The sequence below is a fragment of the Xanthomonas sp. genome (assembly GCF_017163755.1).
In the GTDB taxonomy this organism is placed as follows: domain Bacteria; phylum Pseudomonadota; class Gammaproteobacteria; order Xanthomonadales; family Xanthomonadaceae; genus Xanthomonas_A.
Genome location: NZ_JAFIWC010000001.1, coordinates 420,271 through 437,015 on the forward strand (window position 1 = coordinate 420,271; position 16,745 = coordinate 437,015).

Here is a 16,745-nt window from a genome sequence, read left to right on the forward strand (position 1 = left end):
CACAGGACCCCATCATGCAACCCGACGAACTGAAACACGCCTGGCAGGCGCTGGAGCGGCGCCTGCAACGCCACGACGACCTGCACCTGCAGCAGCTGGTCCAGCAGCGCGTGCGCGGCAGCCTGCGCCCGCTGTTCTGGGGCCAGGTCCTGCAGATCCCGTTCGGCCTGTGCTGCATCGCGCTGGCCGCCGCGCTGTGGAGCCGCGGCGCGCTGCCGGCGCACCTGATCGCCGCCGGCGTGGCAGTGCATGCCTACGGCGTGGTCACGGTGGCGATGGCCGGCATCGTCCTGGGCCGGCTGCTGCGCATCGACTACGGCGCCCCGGTACTGGACATCCAGCGCCAGATCGCGCGCACCCGACGCTGGTACGTCGGCAGTGGCCTGCTCTGCGGCCTGTCGTGGTGGCTGCTGTGGGTACCGGTGTTGATGGCGCTCGGCGCGCTCGCGGGCATCGACCTGGCGGCGAGGGCGCCGGGGATGGTCTGGACCGGGCTCGGCGTAGGCGTGGCGGGCATCGCGCTGAGCGCGTGGCTCTATCGCTGGTCGCGCGATCCCGGCCGGCCGCGGCTGGCACGGATCGTCGACATGGGCCTGGGCGGACATAGCTTGCACAAGGCCGGCCGGGTGCTCGAGGACGTGGCGCGGTTCCAGCGCGATTGAGCCCGATATCGCGCGCAGTACGCGCGGCGCGCAGGCGCTACGCAAGGAAATCGAGCGTTTCGCGCACGGATGACCGACAATGGGCGCCGATTTCAGAGCGGCCCCCCATGCAAACCATCGATCTACAGTTGGAAAGTGACTACGTCGAACTCAAGCACCTGCTGAAGCTGACCGGCGTGTGCGACAGCGGCGGCGCGGCCAAGACCGTCATCAGCGAAGGCCAGGTGCTCGTCGACGGCGAGGTGGAACTGCGCAAGGCGTGCAAGATCCGCGCGGGCCAGCGGGTGCAGCTGGGCGACGTGCAGATCCAGGTGCTGGGCAAGCTGTGAGCGGGCGCCGCGCCGCCGGCGTGGCGCGTTCCGCCCGGCCCTCGGCGGCCGCCGCGGCATGTTGATCGACATCGGCGCGCGCAACATCGCGCCGTCGCCGGACGATCCGCTGCACGACGTGTACGGGTTGTCGATCGACCCGGACGCGGCGCGTCCGTTCTGCCTGTCGCAGTCCATCCATGGCGGGCATGGCGATCGCGGCGGCGCGATATTCCTGGGCCTGGACGAGCTGGAGGGCTGGCGCGGCGACTGGCGCCTGCACCTGCGCCGCGCCGGCTGCGCATGGGCCATCGCGCCGATCGAGGCGGCGCAGCGCTCCGGCGACGTGCAGGCGGCGCTTGCCTGGATCATCGCCGAGGCGGCCGAACGCCGCCCGGCCATCCGCCGCGGCGCCGACAACGCCCGCTAGCCTCGCGCGCACGACCAGCGAAGCCGCGATCTTGGAACGAACCGCATCCGCGACAGGCCATCGGCGGCCGCGGCCTGCAGCCCCTCCGGCCGTTACCCCGCTCGCTCAGCGCGCCCAGGCCGCGTCGCGCTGGGTCAGGTGCGCGGCGATCGCGCGCTTGAACGGACCCACCCGGTCGGCCACGCGCAAGGCCGCGTTGCGCAGCGCGCGCGCCGGCAGGCGGTCGTCGGTGTACAGCGCGGCGATGGCATTGGTGGCCTCGTACAACGGCCGGGTGGCCAGCCGGTGGCCGCGTTCGTAGCCGGCGAGCAGCGCCGGCGCGGCGATGTCGCGGCCGTGGCGCAGCGCCTCGTACAGCGCGCGCGCCAGCCGTGCCTGGCTCTGCAATCCGAAATTGAAGCCGTGCGCGGTGACCGGGTGCATGCCCACCGCCGCGTCGCCGATCAGCGCATAGCGCCGTGCGGCGAAACGCTGCGCGTACACCGCCACCAGCGGATAGGCCTGCGCCGCGGCGATCGGCTGCATCGCGCCGAGCCGGTGTTCGAAGTATTCGGTGATCTGCGCGCCCAGCGCGTCGGCATCCATCTCCAGCAGCGCCTGCGCGCGGCGCGGCGGCAGGGTCAGCACCGCCGACGCCTGCCGGCCATGCAGCGGCAGCAGCGCCAGGGTCTTGCCGTAGCCGAACCATTCCCAGGCGGCGTGGTGATGCGGGCGCTCATGGCGCATCCGGCACACCAGCATGGTCTTGCCGAAATCGCGCAGGTTCGCGCCGATGCCCATCATCCGCCGGGTCGGCGAGTGCCGGCTGTCGGCCGCGACCACCAGCTGCGCCTCCAGGCGCTCGCCGTTGGACAGCTCCAGCTGCGCGCAGGCGTCGTCGGTGCGCACGGCGGTGACCGACACGCCGTCGAGCAGCGTCACCCCGGCCTGCGACTGCACCGCGTCGAACGCGGCGCGGCGGATCAGATGGTTCGGCACCAGCCAGCCCAGGTCGCCGCGCTCGCGCTGGGTCGGGGCGAAGGTCAGCGCGAACGGCGACGGCCCGTTCATCACCCGCGCGTCGCGCAGCGGCGAGATGTCCTCCGGATCGATCCGCGACCAGACATCCAGCTGTTCCAGCAGCGCACGCGAGGCGTGGGTCAGCGCGATCTCGCGGCCGTCGAAGGCGGCCGCGGCCAGCACCGCGCGCGGTTGCGGGTCGATCAGCGCCAGCGACAGCCCGCTGCCGGCCAGCGAGCGGGCGAAGCAAAGGCCTGCCGGGCCGGCACCGACGATGGCGATATCCACGTGCATGCTGCGGTTCCTCGTATCAGACCGGTCCAGCATAAACCTGGCGCGCGAGCGCGCCTTGATCTGGATCAGCGCTGCGGCATCGTGTCGCAGCCGCGCGCCCCGCCGGGCTCACGGCACGCGCCACTGCCCGCGTTCCCGCTGCGGCTACAGCAACGCCCACAGCAACTGCAGGATCGCCCACAGCGACGCCAGCCATACCAGGCTGCGCAGGTAGGGAATGCCGGCCGCGTACAGCGGCACGTACAGCACCCGCGCCCACAGATACAGTTGCGCCGCCAGTTCGGTGTGCTCGCTGCCGCGCCGGGTCAGCGCCACCGCCAGCACCGCCGCGGCGAAGAACGGGAAAGTCTCCAGGAAGTTGTGCAGCGCGCGTTGCAGCCGCCCGGCCACGCCGCTGGGCGGCGGCTGCGGCACATCGCGCGCGCTCGCGTTCCACTTCAGTCCGCGTTGCGCGGTGACGAAAACGTCGGCGAGCAGCAACTGGACGATGCCGAGCAGGCACGCCCAGGCCAGCATGCGCATCTCGAGGGTCATGGCGTCTCCAGACAAACGGGCAACGACGCGGCGAAACGGCCGCGCACGAGTTCAGTTCGCGCTGCCGACGTGATAGCCGACCACGCGCCAGGTCTTGTCGTCGTCCAGCCGCAGCGACACCAGTTCGCGTATCGGTTGCGGCGCGTTGGCGAAGCGGCTCGGGAAGCTGACGTTGACGTAGACCCCGGCCGGCACCTGCGCGCCGGCGCCGTAGCGCACCCGCGCCACGCTGGCCACGCCGCGCCCGACCAGCGCGCCGAGCCGGGCGCGCTCGGCGCCGATCTGGCGCACGAAGGCCTCGCGCGTGACCGCCTTCTTCGCCACCTCCGACGCGCCGTCCCACAGCTCGCCGCTGCGTCCGGCGTCGACCAGCTGCGCGGCGCGCAGGCCGGCCGCCGCCATCTGCGCGTCCTGCTTGACCAGTTGCGGATTCTCCGGCGCGGGCTCGGCGCCCTTGGGCTGCGCCGGCAGCGCGAGCGGCAGCATGCACAGCAGCGCGGCCGACAGGCGAAACAGCGGGGACATCGGCTTCTCCGTGGAACGCGCGGCGGCGGCCGCGCGGGGCGGCAAGTCTACGGGATCGGCGCGGCGGGTACGGCTCAAGGCTCCTCGCCCGGCGCCGGCGCGGCCGACGCCGCGTAGCGCTGCCGGTGCCAGGCGCGCCAGCTGACCCACAGCGCCCATGCGGTGCCGAGCAGCAGCGCCACCAGGCTCAGCAGCGAGCCGGCACGCGCCAGCGTCTGCGCATGGCTGCCGGTGGCCAGCCGCTGCAGCAGCTCCGCGGCCAGGAACCCGGCCAACACCAGCAACGCCGGCGGCAGGTACAGCCGCATCATCATCTTCGATCCGACCGACATGCCAAGCATCTCCAGGTAATTGGCCCGGACGCTAGCGTCGGGGCGGTGCCGGCGACGTGAAAGCCGACCGGTGCCCTTCCCGAGCGCCGGGCCTCAGGCGCCCGGCGAGGACAGCGGCAGCGTCGCCACGTCGATCTCCGACAGCGGACTTTCCGCCGGACAGGCCTCGTCGGGGAAGCCAAAGCGCCGCTTCAGCGCCTGGCCGCAGGCGGTGAGCGTCTCCAGGTCCGCGGCCTTGGCCTTGCACTCCTGGTCGAAGGCGACCAGGAACGCGTCCTTGCGCCGCACGAATTCGTCGCCGCACTTGCGCAGCTGCTTGATCCGCTCCAGGTCGTCCTGCACCGCGTTGGTGCCGTCCAGGCCGTACTGCTTCAGTTCGTCGGCGCTGAGCAGGCGCAGGCTGCGGTTGGGCACGGTCATCATCAGGTCGGCCACCGCGACCGCCACGCCGTTGCGCTCCAGGTAGTCCTTGACGCTGCCGTAGACCTCCTGCAGCTCGCGGTTGAGCTCGGCGCGCGAGGTCGCGGTGGAGCTGATCCGCATCATGCGGTGGATGCCGACCTTGCCGGAGATCAGGCGGTTGTCGCCGGCGGCGAGCACGAACACGCAGGCGCTGTGGCAGATCGAGCCTTCGCGCACCCAGATGGTCCAGCTGGATTCGCCGATCGCATCGCCGGCGCGGATCGCCGCCTCGACCTGGCCGCCGCTGGAGTCCAGGTCCAGCACGCGCTTGCCGATGCCGTCACGCGCTGCGATCTCGGCCATCCGCCGCACCAGCTCGGCGAAACCGGCGTTGATCTTGCCCTCGTAGCGCAGCCGCACCAGCCCGCGCGACTGGCATGGCGCCAGCGCCGCTTCGATGCTGGGCTTGTCCAGCCCGGTCAATGCCGGGCCATCGCCCTCGTCCTCGCCGGCGGCGTAGTCGGTGTCGCAGCTGACGAAGGCCTGGCCGTTCTCCAGCGCTACTGGCGCCCATTCGTCCCTGTCCTTGTCGCGCTTGGGCGGTGGCGCCGGCACCGGCGGTGGCGGCGGCGTGCCGACCGACACCATGTGGTCGCCGTCGCCCGGCGGGCTGTCGGCGACCGTCCTGGCCCCGGGCGAGCCGTTCTGCTGACAGGACAGCAGGCCCAGGCAACACAGCGACAGCCACCAGGATTTGGACAGGGAAGGCAATGCTCAGGATCCGGAACGGGCGCGAACCACACGCAGGCAGTGACCGCTAGTCTAGTGCCGATGCCCATTCGCTACCCAACCGCGCCTAAACCGGACGCGCCACAGCGCCTGCCGCTGCGCCGCAGGAACCCGGGTTCCGGCAATGCCTCTGTCCAGCAAACGCGGCGCCGGCGCCGGCCTTGAGCGCGGCGGCGCGCGCGTCGCCATCGCCTGCGCCGCATCGCACTGGGCGGCCCCTGCCGCGTCAGGCATCCATGTCCGAAAACGGCCAGTACCGGGCCGGCCGGCGGACTAGACTTGCGTCCATGCACACCGCCTCGCTCGCCAACGAAGACCTCTACGACCGCGCCCGCCAGTCGCGCGACGCGCGCTTCGACGGCGTGTTCTTCACCGCGGTGCGCAGCACCGGCATCTACTGCCGGCCGGTGTGCCCGGCGCCGGCGCCCAAGCGCAGCAACATCAGCTACTACCCCACCGCCGCGGCCGCGGCCGCCGCCGGCTACCGCCCGTGCCTGCGCTGCCGCCCGGAGCTGTCGCCGGAAGCGCAGCAGCACCTGGGCGAGGAATCGGTGCGGCGCGCGCTGGCGCTGATCAGCGAAGGCGCGCTGCAGGACGCCAGCGTCGAGCAGCTGGCCAGCGACGTCGGCCTGAGCGCGCGCCAGTTGCAACGGGTGTTCCTGGCCCAGCTGGGCGCCACGCCGGCCGCGGTGCACGCCACCCGGCGCCTGCTGCTGGCCAAGCAGCTGCTGACCGAGACCGCGCTGCCGATCACCCAGGTCGCGCTGGCGGCCGGCTTCAACAGCCTGCGCCGCTTCAACGCCGCGTTCGCCGAAGGCTGCGGCATGCCGCCATCGGCGATCCGCAAGCAGCGCGCCGAGGTGCCCGGCGGCGAACTGCTGCTGCGGCTGGGCTACCGGCCGCCGCTGGATTTCCCGGCGATGCTCGGCTTCCTGCGCAAGCGCGCCATCCCCGGCCTGGAGCGGATCGGCAAGGACCGCTACGAGCGCGTGCTCGGCCCGCTCGATGCGTCCACGCGGATCGTCGTGGACGCCGATCCGCAGCGCCACGAACTGCGTTTGCGCATCGTCGCCGCCGATCCGCGCGCGATCCCGGACATCGTGCGCCGGGTGCGGCGCCTGTTCGACCTGGACGCGGACCTGCGCGCGGTGCACGCCACGCTGGGCCAGGACCCGGTGCTGGCCACCGCGATCGCGCGGCGCCCGGGACTGCGCGTGCCCGGCGGCTGGGACGGCTTCGAGGTGGCGGTGCGCGCGGTGCTCGGCCAGCAGGTCAGCGTGGCCGGCGCGGCCACGCTCGCCGCGCGCCTGGTCGACCGCCACGGCAGCGTGCGCCCGGGCCAGCCGCCCGGCCTGGACCGCGCGTTCCCGTCGCCGCAGCAGTTGCGCGATGCGCCGCTGGAAAGCCTGGGCCTGCCGCGCAGCCGCGCCGCGACGATCCGCGCGCTGGCCGCGGCCACCGCCGACGGCCGCCTGCACTTCCGCGCCGGACAGCGCCTGGGCGAGTTCGTCGAACGCGCCACCGCGCTGCCCGGCATCGGCGCCTGGACCGCGCACTACATCGCGCTGCGCGCGCTCGGCCAGCCCGACGCGTTCCCCGCCGGCGACCTGGTCCTGCAACGCGTGCTCGGTGGCGGCACGCGGCTGAGCGAACGCGCCACCGAGGCCCGCGCCCAGGCCTGGCGGCCGTGGCGCGGCTATGCCGTGCTGCAGCTGTGGCACCTGGCCGGCGATCCCCCCGAGGACACCCACGATGACTGACGAACGCCTGTACTACGACGCCTTCGACACCCCGATCGGCATGCTGACCGTGGCGGTCGGCCGCCGCGGCGTGCACCACATCCTGTTTCCGGAGAACCGCTACGACGCGCGCGGCCGCGACGGCTGGGTCCGCGACGCGGCGGCGCTGCGCGAGCCGCGCGAACAGCTGCTGGCCTACTTCGACGGCCGGCGCAGCGTGTTCGACCTGCCGCTGGCGCCGATCGGCACCGAATTCCAGTGCCGCGTGTGGCAGGCGCTGGCGGACATCCCGTTCGGCGCGACGTGGAGCTATGCGCAGCTGGCCCGGCACATCGGCCAGCCGCGCGCGGTGCGCGCCGTCGGCGCCGCCAACGGCCGCAATCCGCTGCCGATCGTGCTGCCGTGCCACCGGGTGATCGGCGCCAACGGCGCGCTGACCGGCTTCGGCGGCGGCCTGCCGACCAAGGCCGCGCTGCTCGCGCTCGAACGCGCCGGCACCGGCACCGCGCCAGGACGCACCGCGCCGCTGTTCGACTGAGCGCGGCGCGCACGGCAGCGGGCGTGGCGGCGGCGCGGCATCCGTTGCCGCTGCGCCGAAGCCGCGCCGCGCAGCGTCCGCACTGCACGCTCGCGGCGATGTCTTCGTCAGGTCATCGCCGCCGCTTTATCATGCGGCGATGACGTCCCTTTCCCTTCGCTTCGCAGCCGCCGCAATGGCGCTGCTGCTCGGTGCCTGCACCACCTCCCCCCGCCCCTCCACCGCCGTCGCCACGACCGTCGCCGCCGTACCGCCGACGCTGCTGCTGGTGTCGATCGACGGCCTGCGCGCCGACGCGCTGGACCGCGGCATCGCCCCGAACCTGGAGCGCCTGGCGCGCGAAGGCGTGCGCGCGCAATGGATGACGCCGTCGTATCCGTCGCTGACCTTTCCCAACCACTACACCCTCGTCACCGGGTTGCGTCCGGACCACCACGGCATCGTCCACAACAGCATGCGCGACGCCGCGCTGGGCACGTTCCGGGTCAGCGACCGCGATGCGGTCGGCGACGGCCGCTGGTGGGGCGGCGAACCGATCTGGGTCGGCGCCGAGAAGGCCGGCCTGCCCGCGGCGAGCTGGGCCTGGCCGGGCAGCGACGCGGCGGTCGGCGGCGTGCGCCCGAGCCATCGCCACGCCTTCGACAAAGACGTCGCGCCGCAGGCGCGCGTGGACCAGGTGCTGGCGTGGATGGACGAGGCCGGCCCGCGACGGCCGCGCCTGCTCACGCTGTACTTCGAACAGGTGGACGAGGCCGGCCACGACTTCGGGCCGCAATCGGCGCAGTACGCGCGCACCGTCGAGCGCGTGGATGCGGCGCTGGGTCGCCTGCTGGACGGCCTGGCGCAGCGCGGCCGGCTGGACAGCACCGACCTGATCGTGGTGTCCGACCACGGCATGGCCACGGTGCCGGCGCAGCAGGTGGTCCTCGTCGAGGACATGGTGTCGATGCAGGAAGCGGAGGTGGTCAGCTACGGCCAGTCGGTCGGCATCGCGCCACGGCCCGGGCAGCAGGCCAGGGTCGAAGCCAGGCTGCTCGGCGCGCATCCCCAATACGACTGCTGGCGCAAGGCCGAACTGCCGCCGCGCTGGCACTACGGCAGCAATGCGCGCATCCCGCCGATCGTGTGCCAGATGCACGAGGGCTGGGACGCGCTGCCGGCCGAGCGCGCCGCGGAGAAGCCGCGCAGCGGCCTGCGCGGCTCGCACGGCTACGACCCGGCGCTGCCGTCGATGCGCGCGGTGTTCGTCGCGCGCGGCCCGTCGTTCCGCCGCGGCGCGACGCTGCCGCCGATCGACAACGTCGACGTGTATCCGCTGCTGACGCGCCTGCTCGGCATTCCCGCCGCGCCCAACGACGGCGATCCGCAGGCGCTGCTGCCGGCATTGCGCTGAGCCGGCGCGCCGCGCCGGGATTGGGGATTGGGGATTCGGGAGGGGGATTTGCCGGCGCGTCCCATCCCGAGAGTCCTGCTTTCAAGAGCCGCCGGTCCGATTTCCAATTTCGTGAGCGAAGACAGCGGCGCGGCTGAACCGATGTAATGCTTCCAGGTCGGCACCGCGTGCACCACAGGTTCCTGGAGCGGGCGCACATGATCCAGCCCGCGATCCGCCGGATCCGGTCAACGATTCCGATGCCGTCGGCCGGTCCGTTCCGCCCAAAAAAAACGCGGCGCAAGCGCCGCGTTCTTCTCGACCGTGTCGGCCAGGCTCAGCCGGCCTTGGCGACCGTCTTCTTGGCCACGGCCTTCTTCGCCGGCGCCTTGGTCACGGCCTTCTTGGCGACCGGCGCGGCGGCGCCCACGGCCACCTTGACGTTGTGCAAGCGAGAATTGCCATAGCTGGCGTTGTAGCGCTTGCCCTTGGCGGTTTTGCGGTCACCCTTACCCATGCTCTTCGACTCCTGAATGTGATTGCGAAATCCCCGCGCTGTGCACGGGTATGGCGAGGCCAACGCCGTCGGCGTCCTCGCGCAAGGCCGGCAAGCCTATCACGTGCGCTCAGTGCGCGCAGCTGGCGTCGTGCACGTGGCCGTGGTTGAGGCGCAGGTTGAGCAGGTGCGCCAGGCCCACCAGGGTGCCGCCGAAGGTCATCACCGCCGCGTGCGGCCCCACCGCCTCGTGCAACGGCGGGTACAGCATGCCGGCCCACAGCGACAACAGGCCCAGCGCCAGCAGGCCCAGTGCCTGCCAAGCGCGATGCTTGCGGTAGCCCAGGACCAGGCTGAACAGGCCCAGGCAGGTCACGAACAGCACCAGGCTGCGCTCCACGCCATCGCCCAGCCACACCGACAGGCCCAGCGACGGCAGCACCGCCAGCGCCAGCGGCAGCAGCGCGCAATGCACCGCGCACAGCAGGGAACCGGTGGCGCCCAGCCGGTCGAGTAAACCGCGGACATCGATCGAAGGGGGCATGACTTCCAGCACAGTGTGATTGTCGTAATAGAATAATATAACATTCAACCTGGCGAAGGCCACCGCCTTGCGCCATTCGCCGTCCGTGCTCGCCGCCGCCCGTCCTTCGTCCGGCACCGCGTAGCCGCCCCCGTCAATTGATACAAAGTAACACCACCTCCTCCTCCCGGTAAGCCCCATGACTTCTCGCTCCCTGCTCCGCCGCACCACCCTGTCCGTCGCCCTGGGCGCGCTGCTGTCGCCGGCGCTGGCGCTCGCCGCCGACGCGCCCGCCGCTGCCGACGCCGACGCGCCGCCGTCCAGCGACAGCCGCCATGGCAACGCCGCGCGTGCGCAGGACCGCCACGTGAAGGACCTGGACGCGGTGGTGGTCACCGCCAGCCCGCTGCGCGATGTCGTCGGCGACCTGAGCCAGCCGGTGGAAGTGCTGGCCGGCGAGCGCCTGGACGAGAACCGCGGCGCCAGCATCGGCGAGACCGTCGCCAGCCTGCCCGGCGTGCAGAGTTCCAATTTCGGCCCGGGCGTGGGCCGCCCGATCATCCGCGGCCTGGACGGCCCGCGCGTGGCGGTGCTCAGCGACGGCCTGTCGACCCAGGACGTGTCCACCGTCAGCCAGGACCATTCGCCGGCGGTGGAATCGTTCCTGGCCGACCAGATCGAAGTGCTCAAGGGCCCGTCCACGCTGCTGTACGGCTCCGGCGCGATCGGCGGCGTGGTCAACGTGGTCGACGGGCGCATCGCCGAGACCCCGGTCGACGGCGTGCACGGTCGCGCCGAAGTGCGTGTCGACGGCGGCGACAAGGACGGCAACACCGACATGTTCCGCGTCGATGCCGGCAACGGCAGCGGCCTGTCGATCCACGCCGACGGCGTGTACCGCAACCAGAACGACTACGACACGCCGCAGGGGCGCCAGGCCAATTCCTTCCTCGACTCCAAGGTCGGCTCGATCGGCGCATCGCTGTCCGGCGACTGGGGCTTCGTCGGCGTGTCGGCCTCGCGCTTCCGCGACAACTACGGCAACCCGGGCGAGCCCGGCGACCCGGCCGCCGGCGAGCGCGGCGTGTCGCTGAAGCTGCACCAGGACCGCTACGAGCTCAAGGGCGGCCTGACCGATCCGTGGGGCGACGGCAGCGCGCTGCGCTTCAGCTTCGGCCACACCGACTACAGCCACACCGAGTTCGAAGGCGAGGAAGTGGGCACGGTGTTCGACAAGCGTGCCAACGAAGGCCGCGTCGAGGCGTCCTTCACCTTCGGCGGCGGCTGGCAGACCGCCTTCGGCGTGCAGGGCACCGATTCCACCTTCCAGGCGATCGGCGAGGAAGCGTTCGTGCCCAAGACCGACACCCGCGCCATCGGCGTGTTCGCCGTGGCCCGCAACAACTGGGAGCGCGTCACCGCCGAGGTCGGCGCGCGCGTGGACAAGACCAAGTACGAAACCGACATCGGCGTGGACCGCGACTTCACCCCGAAGAGCTTCTCGCTCAGCGGCGGTTTCCGCTTCAACGAGCAGTGGCGCCTGACCGCCAACCTGGACCACGCCGAGCGCGCGCCGGCCGAGGAGGAACTGTTCGCCGACGGCCCGCACATCGCCACCCTCGCCTACGAGATCGGCAACGCCGACCTGAAGACCGAGAAGGCGAACCAGGCCGAGCTGGGGCTGAACTTCAAGAACGACTGGGTGGACGCCAAGGTCTCGGCGTACTACAACCGCTACGACGATTTCATCTACATCGTCGACACCGGCGAGCAGTGGTTCCACGAGGAGGAGAACGACTTCCTGCCGATCCGCCAGTGGACCCAGGCCGACGCGGTGTTCCACGGCTTCGAGGGCGAGGCGACGTTCCACCTGGCCGACAACGACAGCGGCGCCTGGGACCTGCGCGTGTTCGGCGACACCGTGCGCGCACGGCTGAAGGACGGCGGCAACCTGCCGCGCATCGCGCCGGCGCGCTATGGCGCGCAGCTGCGCTGGGACGCGAGCCACTGGCGCGCCTCGCTCGGTGCCACCCGCTATCAGAAGCAGGACAAGGTGGCGGTCGACGAGACTCCGACCGACGGCTACACGCTGGTCGATGCGCACCTGGCCTACCACGTCGATGCCGGTGCCACCGCATGGGAAGTGTTCCTGGACGGCAACAACCTGACCGACCAGGACGCGCGCGTGCACACCTCGTTCCTGAAGGACGACGTGATGCTGCCCGGCCGCAACGCCAGCTTCGGCGTGCGCCTGTTTTTCTGACGCGTTACTCCCCGCGTGAGCGTGAGGCCGCCCCCCCGGGCGGCCTTTTTTTTATCACACATGCAGCGCGTCACCAGGGAAGCCCGGGGCCCAGCCGCATCGGCGTTGCGACGGCAGCCGGCCATCCTGCCCACTGCCGCAAGGTGCGGGCCCGGCAGACGTCGCCCACGTGCCCGACTGGCTGATCCAGGGCATCGCCGCGCGGTGGCGCGTGGACGGCCCGCGGTGTGGGCCCTGCAACGGATACCGCAAGGCGGCAGCAGACATCGCTGGGCCCGCCGACCGGTCACGCAAGCGCCTCTTATCGCGCTGCACAACGACTTCGCCGGCCAACGGCGTTACAAAGGCACTGCGCGATGCGCTCCGCTTCGCGCTATGCCGGCCGGTTCCGCGACATCGCGCCCGCGACGACGCCCGGCGTACCGTTCGGATGAAGAAAGGAGAGATTCTTCATGAAGCCTGCCCTGCCCCACCGCTTGCTGCCGCTGTGCGTCGCCGCCGTCCTGTTGGCGCCGCCCGCGCTGGCGCAGACCGCCACGCCCGCCGATGCGCCCGCCACGCGACCCGACGCCACCACCCTGGACACCGTCGTGGTCAGCGGCACCGCCCGCTTCCAGGGACTGCGCAAGCGCGACACCAGCTTCTCGATCACCACCGCCACGCCGGAGCAGATCCAGCAGGCGGTGCCGAGCAGCACCGCGGACCTGCTGAAGATCGTGCCGGGGGTGTGGGCCGAGCCCAGCGGCGGCGGCACCGGCGCCAACATCTTCGTGCGCGGCATGCCCTCCGAAGGCGACGCGCCGTTCGTGACGATGCAGCTGGACGGCTCGCCGCTGTTCCCGCCGCCGACGCTGTCGTTCCTCGAGAACTCCACGCTGTTCCGCACCGACGACACCATCGAGCGGATGGAAGTGCTGCGCGGCGGCTCCAGCCCGATCTTCTCCAACGGCCAGCCCGGCATCACCGTCAACTTCATCCAGAAGAAGGGCCAGGACGAGCCGGAAGGCAGCGTGCGCCTGACCGGCGGCAGCGACAACCTGCGCCGCATCGACCTGTTCAACAGCGGGCCGATGGGCAACGGCTGGTACTACAGCATCGGCGGCTTCTTCCGCGAGACCGACGGCGTGCGCGACCCGCAGTTCTCCGCCGACAAGGGCGGCCAGTTCAGCGCCACCTTGAGCAAGCGCTGGGATACCGGCGAACTGTCGTTCTACGCGCGCCACACCGACGACAACAACGCGTTCTACACCGCCATCCCGCTGCTCTCGCGCAACAACGGCAACGACCTGTCCAGCTTCCCCGGGCTCGACGCGCAGACCGGCACGCTGCTGAGCAACGACTACCGCGTGGTGACGCTGCCGGTGGGACCGGGCGGGCAGACCATCACCCGCGACCTGGCCGACGGGCGCGGCATCAACATCGATGTGTTCGGCGGCGCGCTGGACTGGCAGGCGGGCGACTGGACGATCAGCGACCGCTTCAACGTGATGGGCGGCGACGCGCCGACCAACGCGCTGTTCACCGGCGATGCGCCGCAGACCCTGGGCGCCTACCTGGCCGAGTTCGGCGGCGGCAGCGCGAGCTACGTCAACGGCGGCGGCGCGGTCGATCCGAACCAGCAGGTGCTCGAGGCCGGCTGGTGGGTCGTGGACAAGCACCTGTCCTCGTTCACCAACGACCTGCGCTTGAGCCGCGAGCTGTTCGCCGGCAACACCTTCACCGTCGGCCTGTACTACGCCAAGTACTCGTCCAAGGACACCTGGTACCTGGGCAACAACATGCTGCTCACCGCGCAGAACCACGCGCGGCGCATCGACGTGACCCTGGCCGACGGCCGCCAGCTGACCCGCGACGGCTTCACCGGCACCGCGTTCTTCGCCTTGCGCGGCGACTACGACGGCGAGAACACCGCGCTGTTCGTCGCCGACGAGTGGGAGCTCAACGACCGCGTGCGCCTGGACATGGGCGCGCGCTACGAGCGGCAGAGCGTGGACGGCACCGTGCACGACACCGCCACGGTGGACCTGGACGGCAACCCGGACACGCTCTACGACAACGCGACCTCGATCTCGCTGCCCGGCTACCGGCGCATCGACCAGGACGACGACGAGTTCTCGTGGACGGTGGGCGTGAACTTCACCTTGAACGAGAACAACAGCCTGTTCGCGCGCGCCAACTCCGGCTACAAGTTCCCCGGCTTCGACAACCTGCGCGACGGCCAGACCAAGGTGCAGGACGTGGACCAGTACGAACTGGGCCTGAAGTCCGGCAGCAAGCTCTACGACCTGTACCTGACCGCGTTCTACAACACGTTCAAGAACTCGCCGTACCAGGCGTTCCTGGCCGACGGCAGCAACTTCACCGCGGTCGGCGACTCGCGCGCCTACGGCGTGGAAGTGGAGGGCGCGATCCGCCCGTTCGGCGGCTTCGAACTGGCCGGCACCGGCGTGTGGCTGGATGCGAAATACCGCAACTACCGCGAGTACACCGACAACCAGGTGATGCGCCAGCCGAAGCGGCAGTTCCGGCTCACCCCCAGCTACTACTGGATGCTGCCGTTCGGCGACCTGCGGCTGTTCGCCACCTATTCCTACATCGGCGACCGCTTCGCCGACCTGGCCAACACCCAGCGCCTGCCGTCCTACGACATGATCGATGTCGGCGCCAGCCTGCACGTGGGCGACCACTGGGAGGTCACCGCCAGCGGCAGCAACGTCAGCAACGAACTGGGCCTGACCGAAGGCAACGTGCGCGTGCCGGGCGCGGCCACCGGCGGGGTGTTCATGGGCCGCCCGATCGCCGGGCGCACCTACCAGGTCTCGGCGGCGTACCGCTGGTAAGGCCTCGGCCTTCCAGCGTCGCCTGTGCATGGCCGGCCGGACGCGTCCGGTCGGTCATGCGGATACTGGCACTATGCGTGCGCGGCGGCGCGAGCCAACGCAGCCGCCTCACACTAATCGGCGCGTGGCGAGAGAGCGATCCGGGAGGCCACCGGATCGGCCGGAACTGGCGTGGGAAGCCTGTCGTGTTGAAATCCCTCCCCACAGCAATTCGGCACTGCGGCCCTTGTAGAGCAAGCGGCTCGCGTTCGTTGCGCACGCCCGGCGGCAGCAGGCCGACGTCGGCGAGCAATCCGGGACCAGCGCCGCCAGCAACCGCACCGACTTCGGCCAAAGCGGGGCTGGAGTCCCTTCCCCCCTTGCATCCATTGAGCTCACCGCGAGCCTTGCGGGAGCTGGCTACAGCACTGGCTACACGAATTCGCCGACCGCCAACACGTGGGCTGGAACTCGAGTTGGAATGCGCTAGCGGCCGCGTGCGACTCCATCCACCGGCGCGTCGGCATCACCACCACCAGCATCGACGAACGCCTGCACCTGCTGCACGGCCGCGCGTGCGGCGCGGGTCACGCCGGCCAGCGTCGCCGACGCGATCCCGCACCAGTCGCCATAGCCGAGCAGCCACAGCCCCGGCGGCGCCAGCGCGCGCGAGCCGTCGACCTCGACCCGGCCGGCGGCATCGACCACGCCCAGCGCCTGCAGGTGCTGCAGCGCCGGCTTGAACCCGGTGCACCAGATCACCGCATCGAACTGCACGTGCGTGCCATCGGCCCAGGCCGCGCCCGTGGCGGTGAAACGCGCGAACGGCGGGCGCGACACCAGCACCCCGCGCGCACGCGCTTGGCGCACCGGCGGCAGCATCACGATGTCGCCGAAGCCGCCGGCCGGCGGTGCCGGGTCGCGGCCCTGCTGCTGCGCGCGCCAGCGTTCGGTGGCGCGTTCGAACAACACGCGGCCGTCGACGTCGTCGGGCAGGAACCGCGGCGGCTGCGCGGTGACCCACAGCGTCTGCGCCACCTGCGACACCTCGGCCAGGATCTGCGCGCCCGAATTGCCGCCGCCCACCACCAGCACGCGCCTGCCGGCATAGGCGGCAGGGCCTGCGTAGTGCGCCGAATGGGTCTGGCTGCCGGCGAACGCGTCCGCGCCCGGATACGCCGGCACGAACGGCCGCCGCCAGGTACCGGTGGCGCTGATCACCGCCTTGGCCCCATGCACGCCGCCGGACGCATCGCGGAGCCGGAATCCGTCCTCGCCCCGCTCCACCGCCAGCACCGACAGCGGACGCCGCACCGGCAACGCATAGCGCTGCTCGTAGGCGCGCAGATACGCGACCACCTCCTCGCGCGTCGGCGTGCCGCTGGCGCCCGCGGGCATCGGCCAGCCGGGCAACGCGTTGTAGGCCGCCGGCGAGAACAGGCGCAACGACGGCCACGCGTGTAGCCATGCGCCGCCGGGCTCGGGCTGGTCGTCGAGCAGCACGAACGACAGCCCGGTGCGCTTGAGGAAGTAACCGGCGGCCAACGCCGACTGGCCGCCGCCGATCACCGCCACGTCGGCGCCGCGCGTCATCGGCCGCGCACCGCCGTGGCCAGGTGCGCGCCGCGCTTCACGCGTCCTGTTCCAGGAAACGCTCGGCATCCAGCGCGGCCATGCAGCCGAAGCCGGCCGAGGTGATCGCCTGGCGGTAGTGCTGGTC

General features: G+C 71.5%; 16 protein-coding genes. 8 read left to right on the forward strand and 8 right to left on the reverse strand.

The window, feature by feature from the left end:
• Nucleotides 1-14 precede the first annotated feature (14 nt).
• The 3 genes from JR065_RS01840 to JR065_RS01850 all read left to right on the forward strand — a co-directional run bounded on the left by JR065_RS01840 (nucleotide 15) and on the right by JR065_RS01850 (nucleotide 1,400).
• Complete coding sequence (locus JR065_RS01840) at nucleotides 15-662, forward strand: serine/threonine protein kinase (protein ID WP_206231602.1); 648 nt, start codon at nucleotides 15-17, stop codon at nucleotides 660-662.
• Between the two features lie 107 nt (nucleotides 663-769).
• A complete protein-coding gene (locus JR065_RS01845) occupies nucleotides 770-991 on the forward strand; it encodes an RNA-binding S4 domain-containing protein (protein WP_206231603.1) in 222 nt (73 codons plus the stop codon).
• A 58-nt stretch (nucleotides 992-1,049) separates the two neighbouring features.
• Complete coding sequence (locus JR065_RS01850) at nucleotides 1,050-1,400, forward strand: hypothetical protein (RefSeq protein ID WP_206231604.1); 351 nt, start codon at nucleotides 1,050-1,052, stop codon at nucleotides 1,398-1,400.
• A 105-nt stretch (nucleotides 1,401-1,505) separates the two neighbouring features.
• Here JR065_RS01850 and ubiM read toward each other — a convergent pair whose 3' ends face one another.
• From ubiM to JR065_RS01875, 5 genes are all read right to left on the reverse strand, one after another.
• Complete coding sequence (gene ubiM, locus JR065_RS01855) at nucleotides 1,506-2,693, reverse strand: 5-demethoxyubiquinol-8 5-hydroxylase UbiM (RefSeq protein WP_206231605.1); 1,188 nt, start codon at nucleotides 2,691-2,693, stop codon at nucleotides 1,506-1,508.
• 144 nt (nucleotides 2,694-2,837) lie between these two features.
• A complete protein-coding gene (locus JR065_RS01860; protein ID WP_206231606.1) occupies nucleotides 2,838-3,227 on the reverse strand; it encodes an MAPEG family protein in 390 nt (129 codons plus the stop codon).
• Nucleotides 3,228-3,278: 51 nt separating this feature from the next.
• Nucleotides 3,279-3,752 carry a DUF4019 domain-containing protein gene (locus JR065_RS01865; RefSeq protein WP_206231607.1) on the reverse strand — a complete coding sequence of 158 codons (474 nt, stop codon included), beginning with the start codon at nucleotides 3,750-3,752 and terminating at the stop codon, nucleotides 3,279-3,281.
• A 74-nt stretch (nucleotides 3,753-3,826) separates the two neighbouring features.
• Nucleotides 3,827-4,084, reverse strand: coding sequence for a hypothetical protein (locus JR065_RS01870; protein ID WP_206231608.1), 258 nt, complete (start codon nucleotides 4,082-4,084; stop codon nucleotides 3,827-3,829).
• Between the two features lie 93 nt (nucleotides 4,085-4,177).
• Complete coding sequence (locus tag JR065_RS01875) at nucleotides 4,178-5,257, reverse strand: hypothetical protein (protein ID WP_241093282.1); 1,080 nt, start codon at nucleotides 5,255-5,257, stop codon at nucleotides 4,178-4,180.
• Between the two features lie 305 nt (nucleotides 5,258-5,562).
• Between JR065_RS01875 and JR065_RS01880 the strand changes: the two genes are divergently transcribed.
• From JR065_RS01880 to JR065_RS01890, 3 genes are all read left to right on the forward strand, one after another.
• Complete coding sequence (locus JR065_RS01880; RefSeq protein WP_241093283.1) at nucleotides 5,563-7,035, forward strand: AlkA N-terminal domain-containing protein; 1,473 nt, start codon at nucleotides 5,563-5,565, stop codon at nucleotides 7,033-7,035.
• Entirely contained in the window at nucleotides 7,028-7,552 is a 525-nt protein-coding gene (locus JR065_RS01885) for a methylated-DNA--[protein]-cysteine S-methyltransferase (protein WP_206231610.1), read from the forward strand. The genes JR065_RS01880 and JR065_RS01885 overlap by 8 nt, the downstream gene beginning before the upstream one ends.
• A 139-nt stretch (nucleotides 7,553-7,691) precedes the next feature.
• Nucleotides 7,692-8,945 carry an ectonucleotide pyrophosphatase/phosphodiesterase gene (locus tag JR065_RS01890; RefSeq protein ID WP_206231611.1) on the forward strand — a complete coding sequence of 418 codons (1,254 nt, stop codon included), beginning with the start codon at nucleotides 7,692-7,694 and terminating at the stop codon, nucleotides 8,943-8,945.
• 316 nt (nucleotides 8,946-9,261) lie between these two features.
• On the opposite strand, the gene JR065_RS01895 is transcribed toward JR065_RS01890, so the two are convergent.
• Nucleotides 9,262-9,441 carry a 30S ribosomal protein THX gene (locus JR065_RS01895; RefSeq protein WP_206231612.1) on the reverse strand — a complete coding sequence of 60 codons (180 nt, stop codon included), beginning with the start codon at nucleotides 9,439-9,441 and terminating at the stop codon, nucleotides 9,262-9,264.
• Nucleotides 9,442-9,550: 109 nt separating this feature from the next.
• Nucleotides 9,551-9,964: a MerC domain-containing protein gene (locus JR065_RS01900; protein ID WP_206231613.1), complete on the reverse strand. Its 414-nt coding sequence runs from the start codon at nucleotides 9,962-9,964 to the stop codon at nucleotides 9,551-9,553.
• Between the two features lie 178 nt (nucleotides 9,965-10,142).
• Between JR065_RS01900 and JR065_RS01905 the strand changes: the two genes are divergently transcribed.
• Complete coding sequence (locus JR065_RS01905) at nucleotides 10,143-12,206, forward strand: TonB-dependent receptor (protein ID WP_206231614.1); 2,064 nt, start codon at nucleotides 10,143-10,145, stop codon at nucleotides 12,204-12,206.
• Between the two features lie 452 nt (nucleotides 12,207-12,658).
• Complete coding sequence (locus JR065_RS01910; protein ID WP_206231615.1) at nucleotides 12,659-15,046, forward strand: TonB-dependent receptor; 2,388 nt, start codon at nucleotides 12,659-12,661, stop codon at nucleotides 15,044-15,046.
• Nucleotides 15,047-15,511: 465 nt separating this feature from the next.
• On the opposite strand, the gene JR065_RS01915 is transcribed toward JR065_RS01910, so the two are convergent.
• Nucleotides 15,512-16,618: an ArsO family NAD(P)H-dependent flavin-containing monooxygenase gene (locus JR065_RS01915; RefSeq protein WP_206231616.1), complete on the reverse strand. Its 1,107-nt coding sequence runs from the start codon at nucleotides 16,616-16,618 to the stop codon at nucleotides 15,512-15,514.
• Nucleotides 16,619-16,745 lie beyond the last annotated feature (127 nt).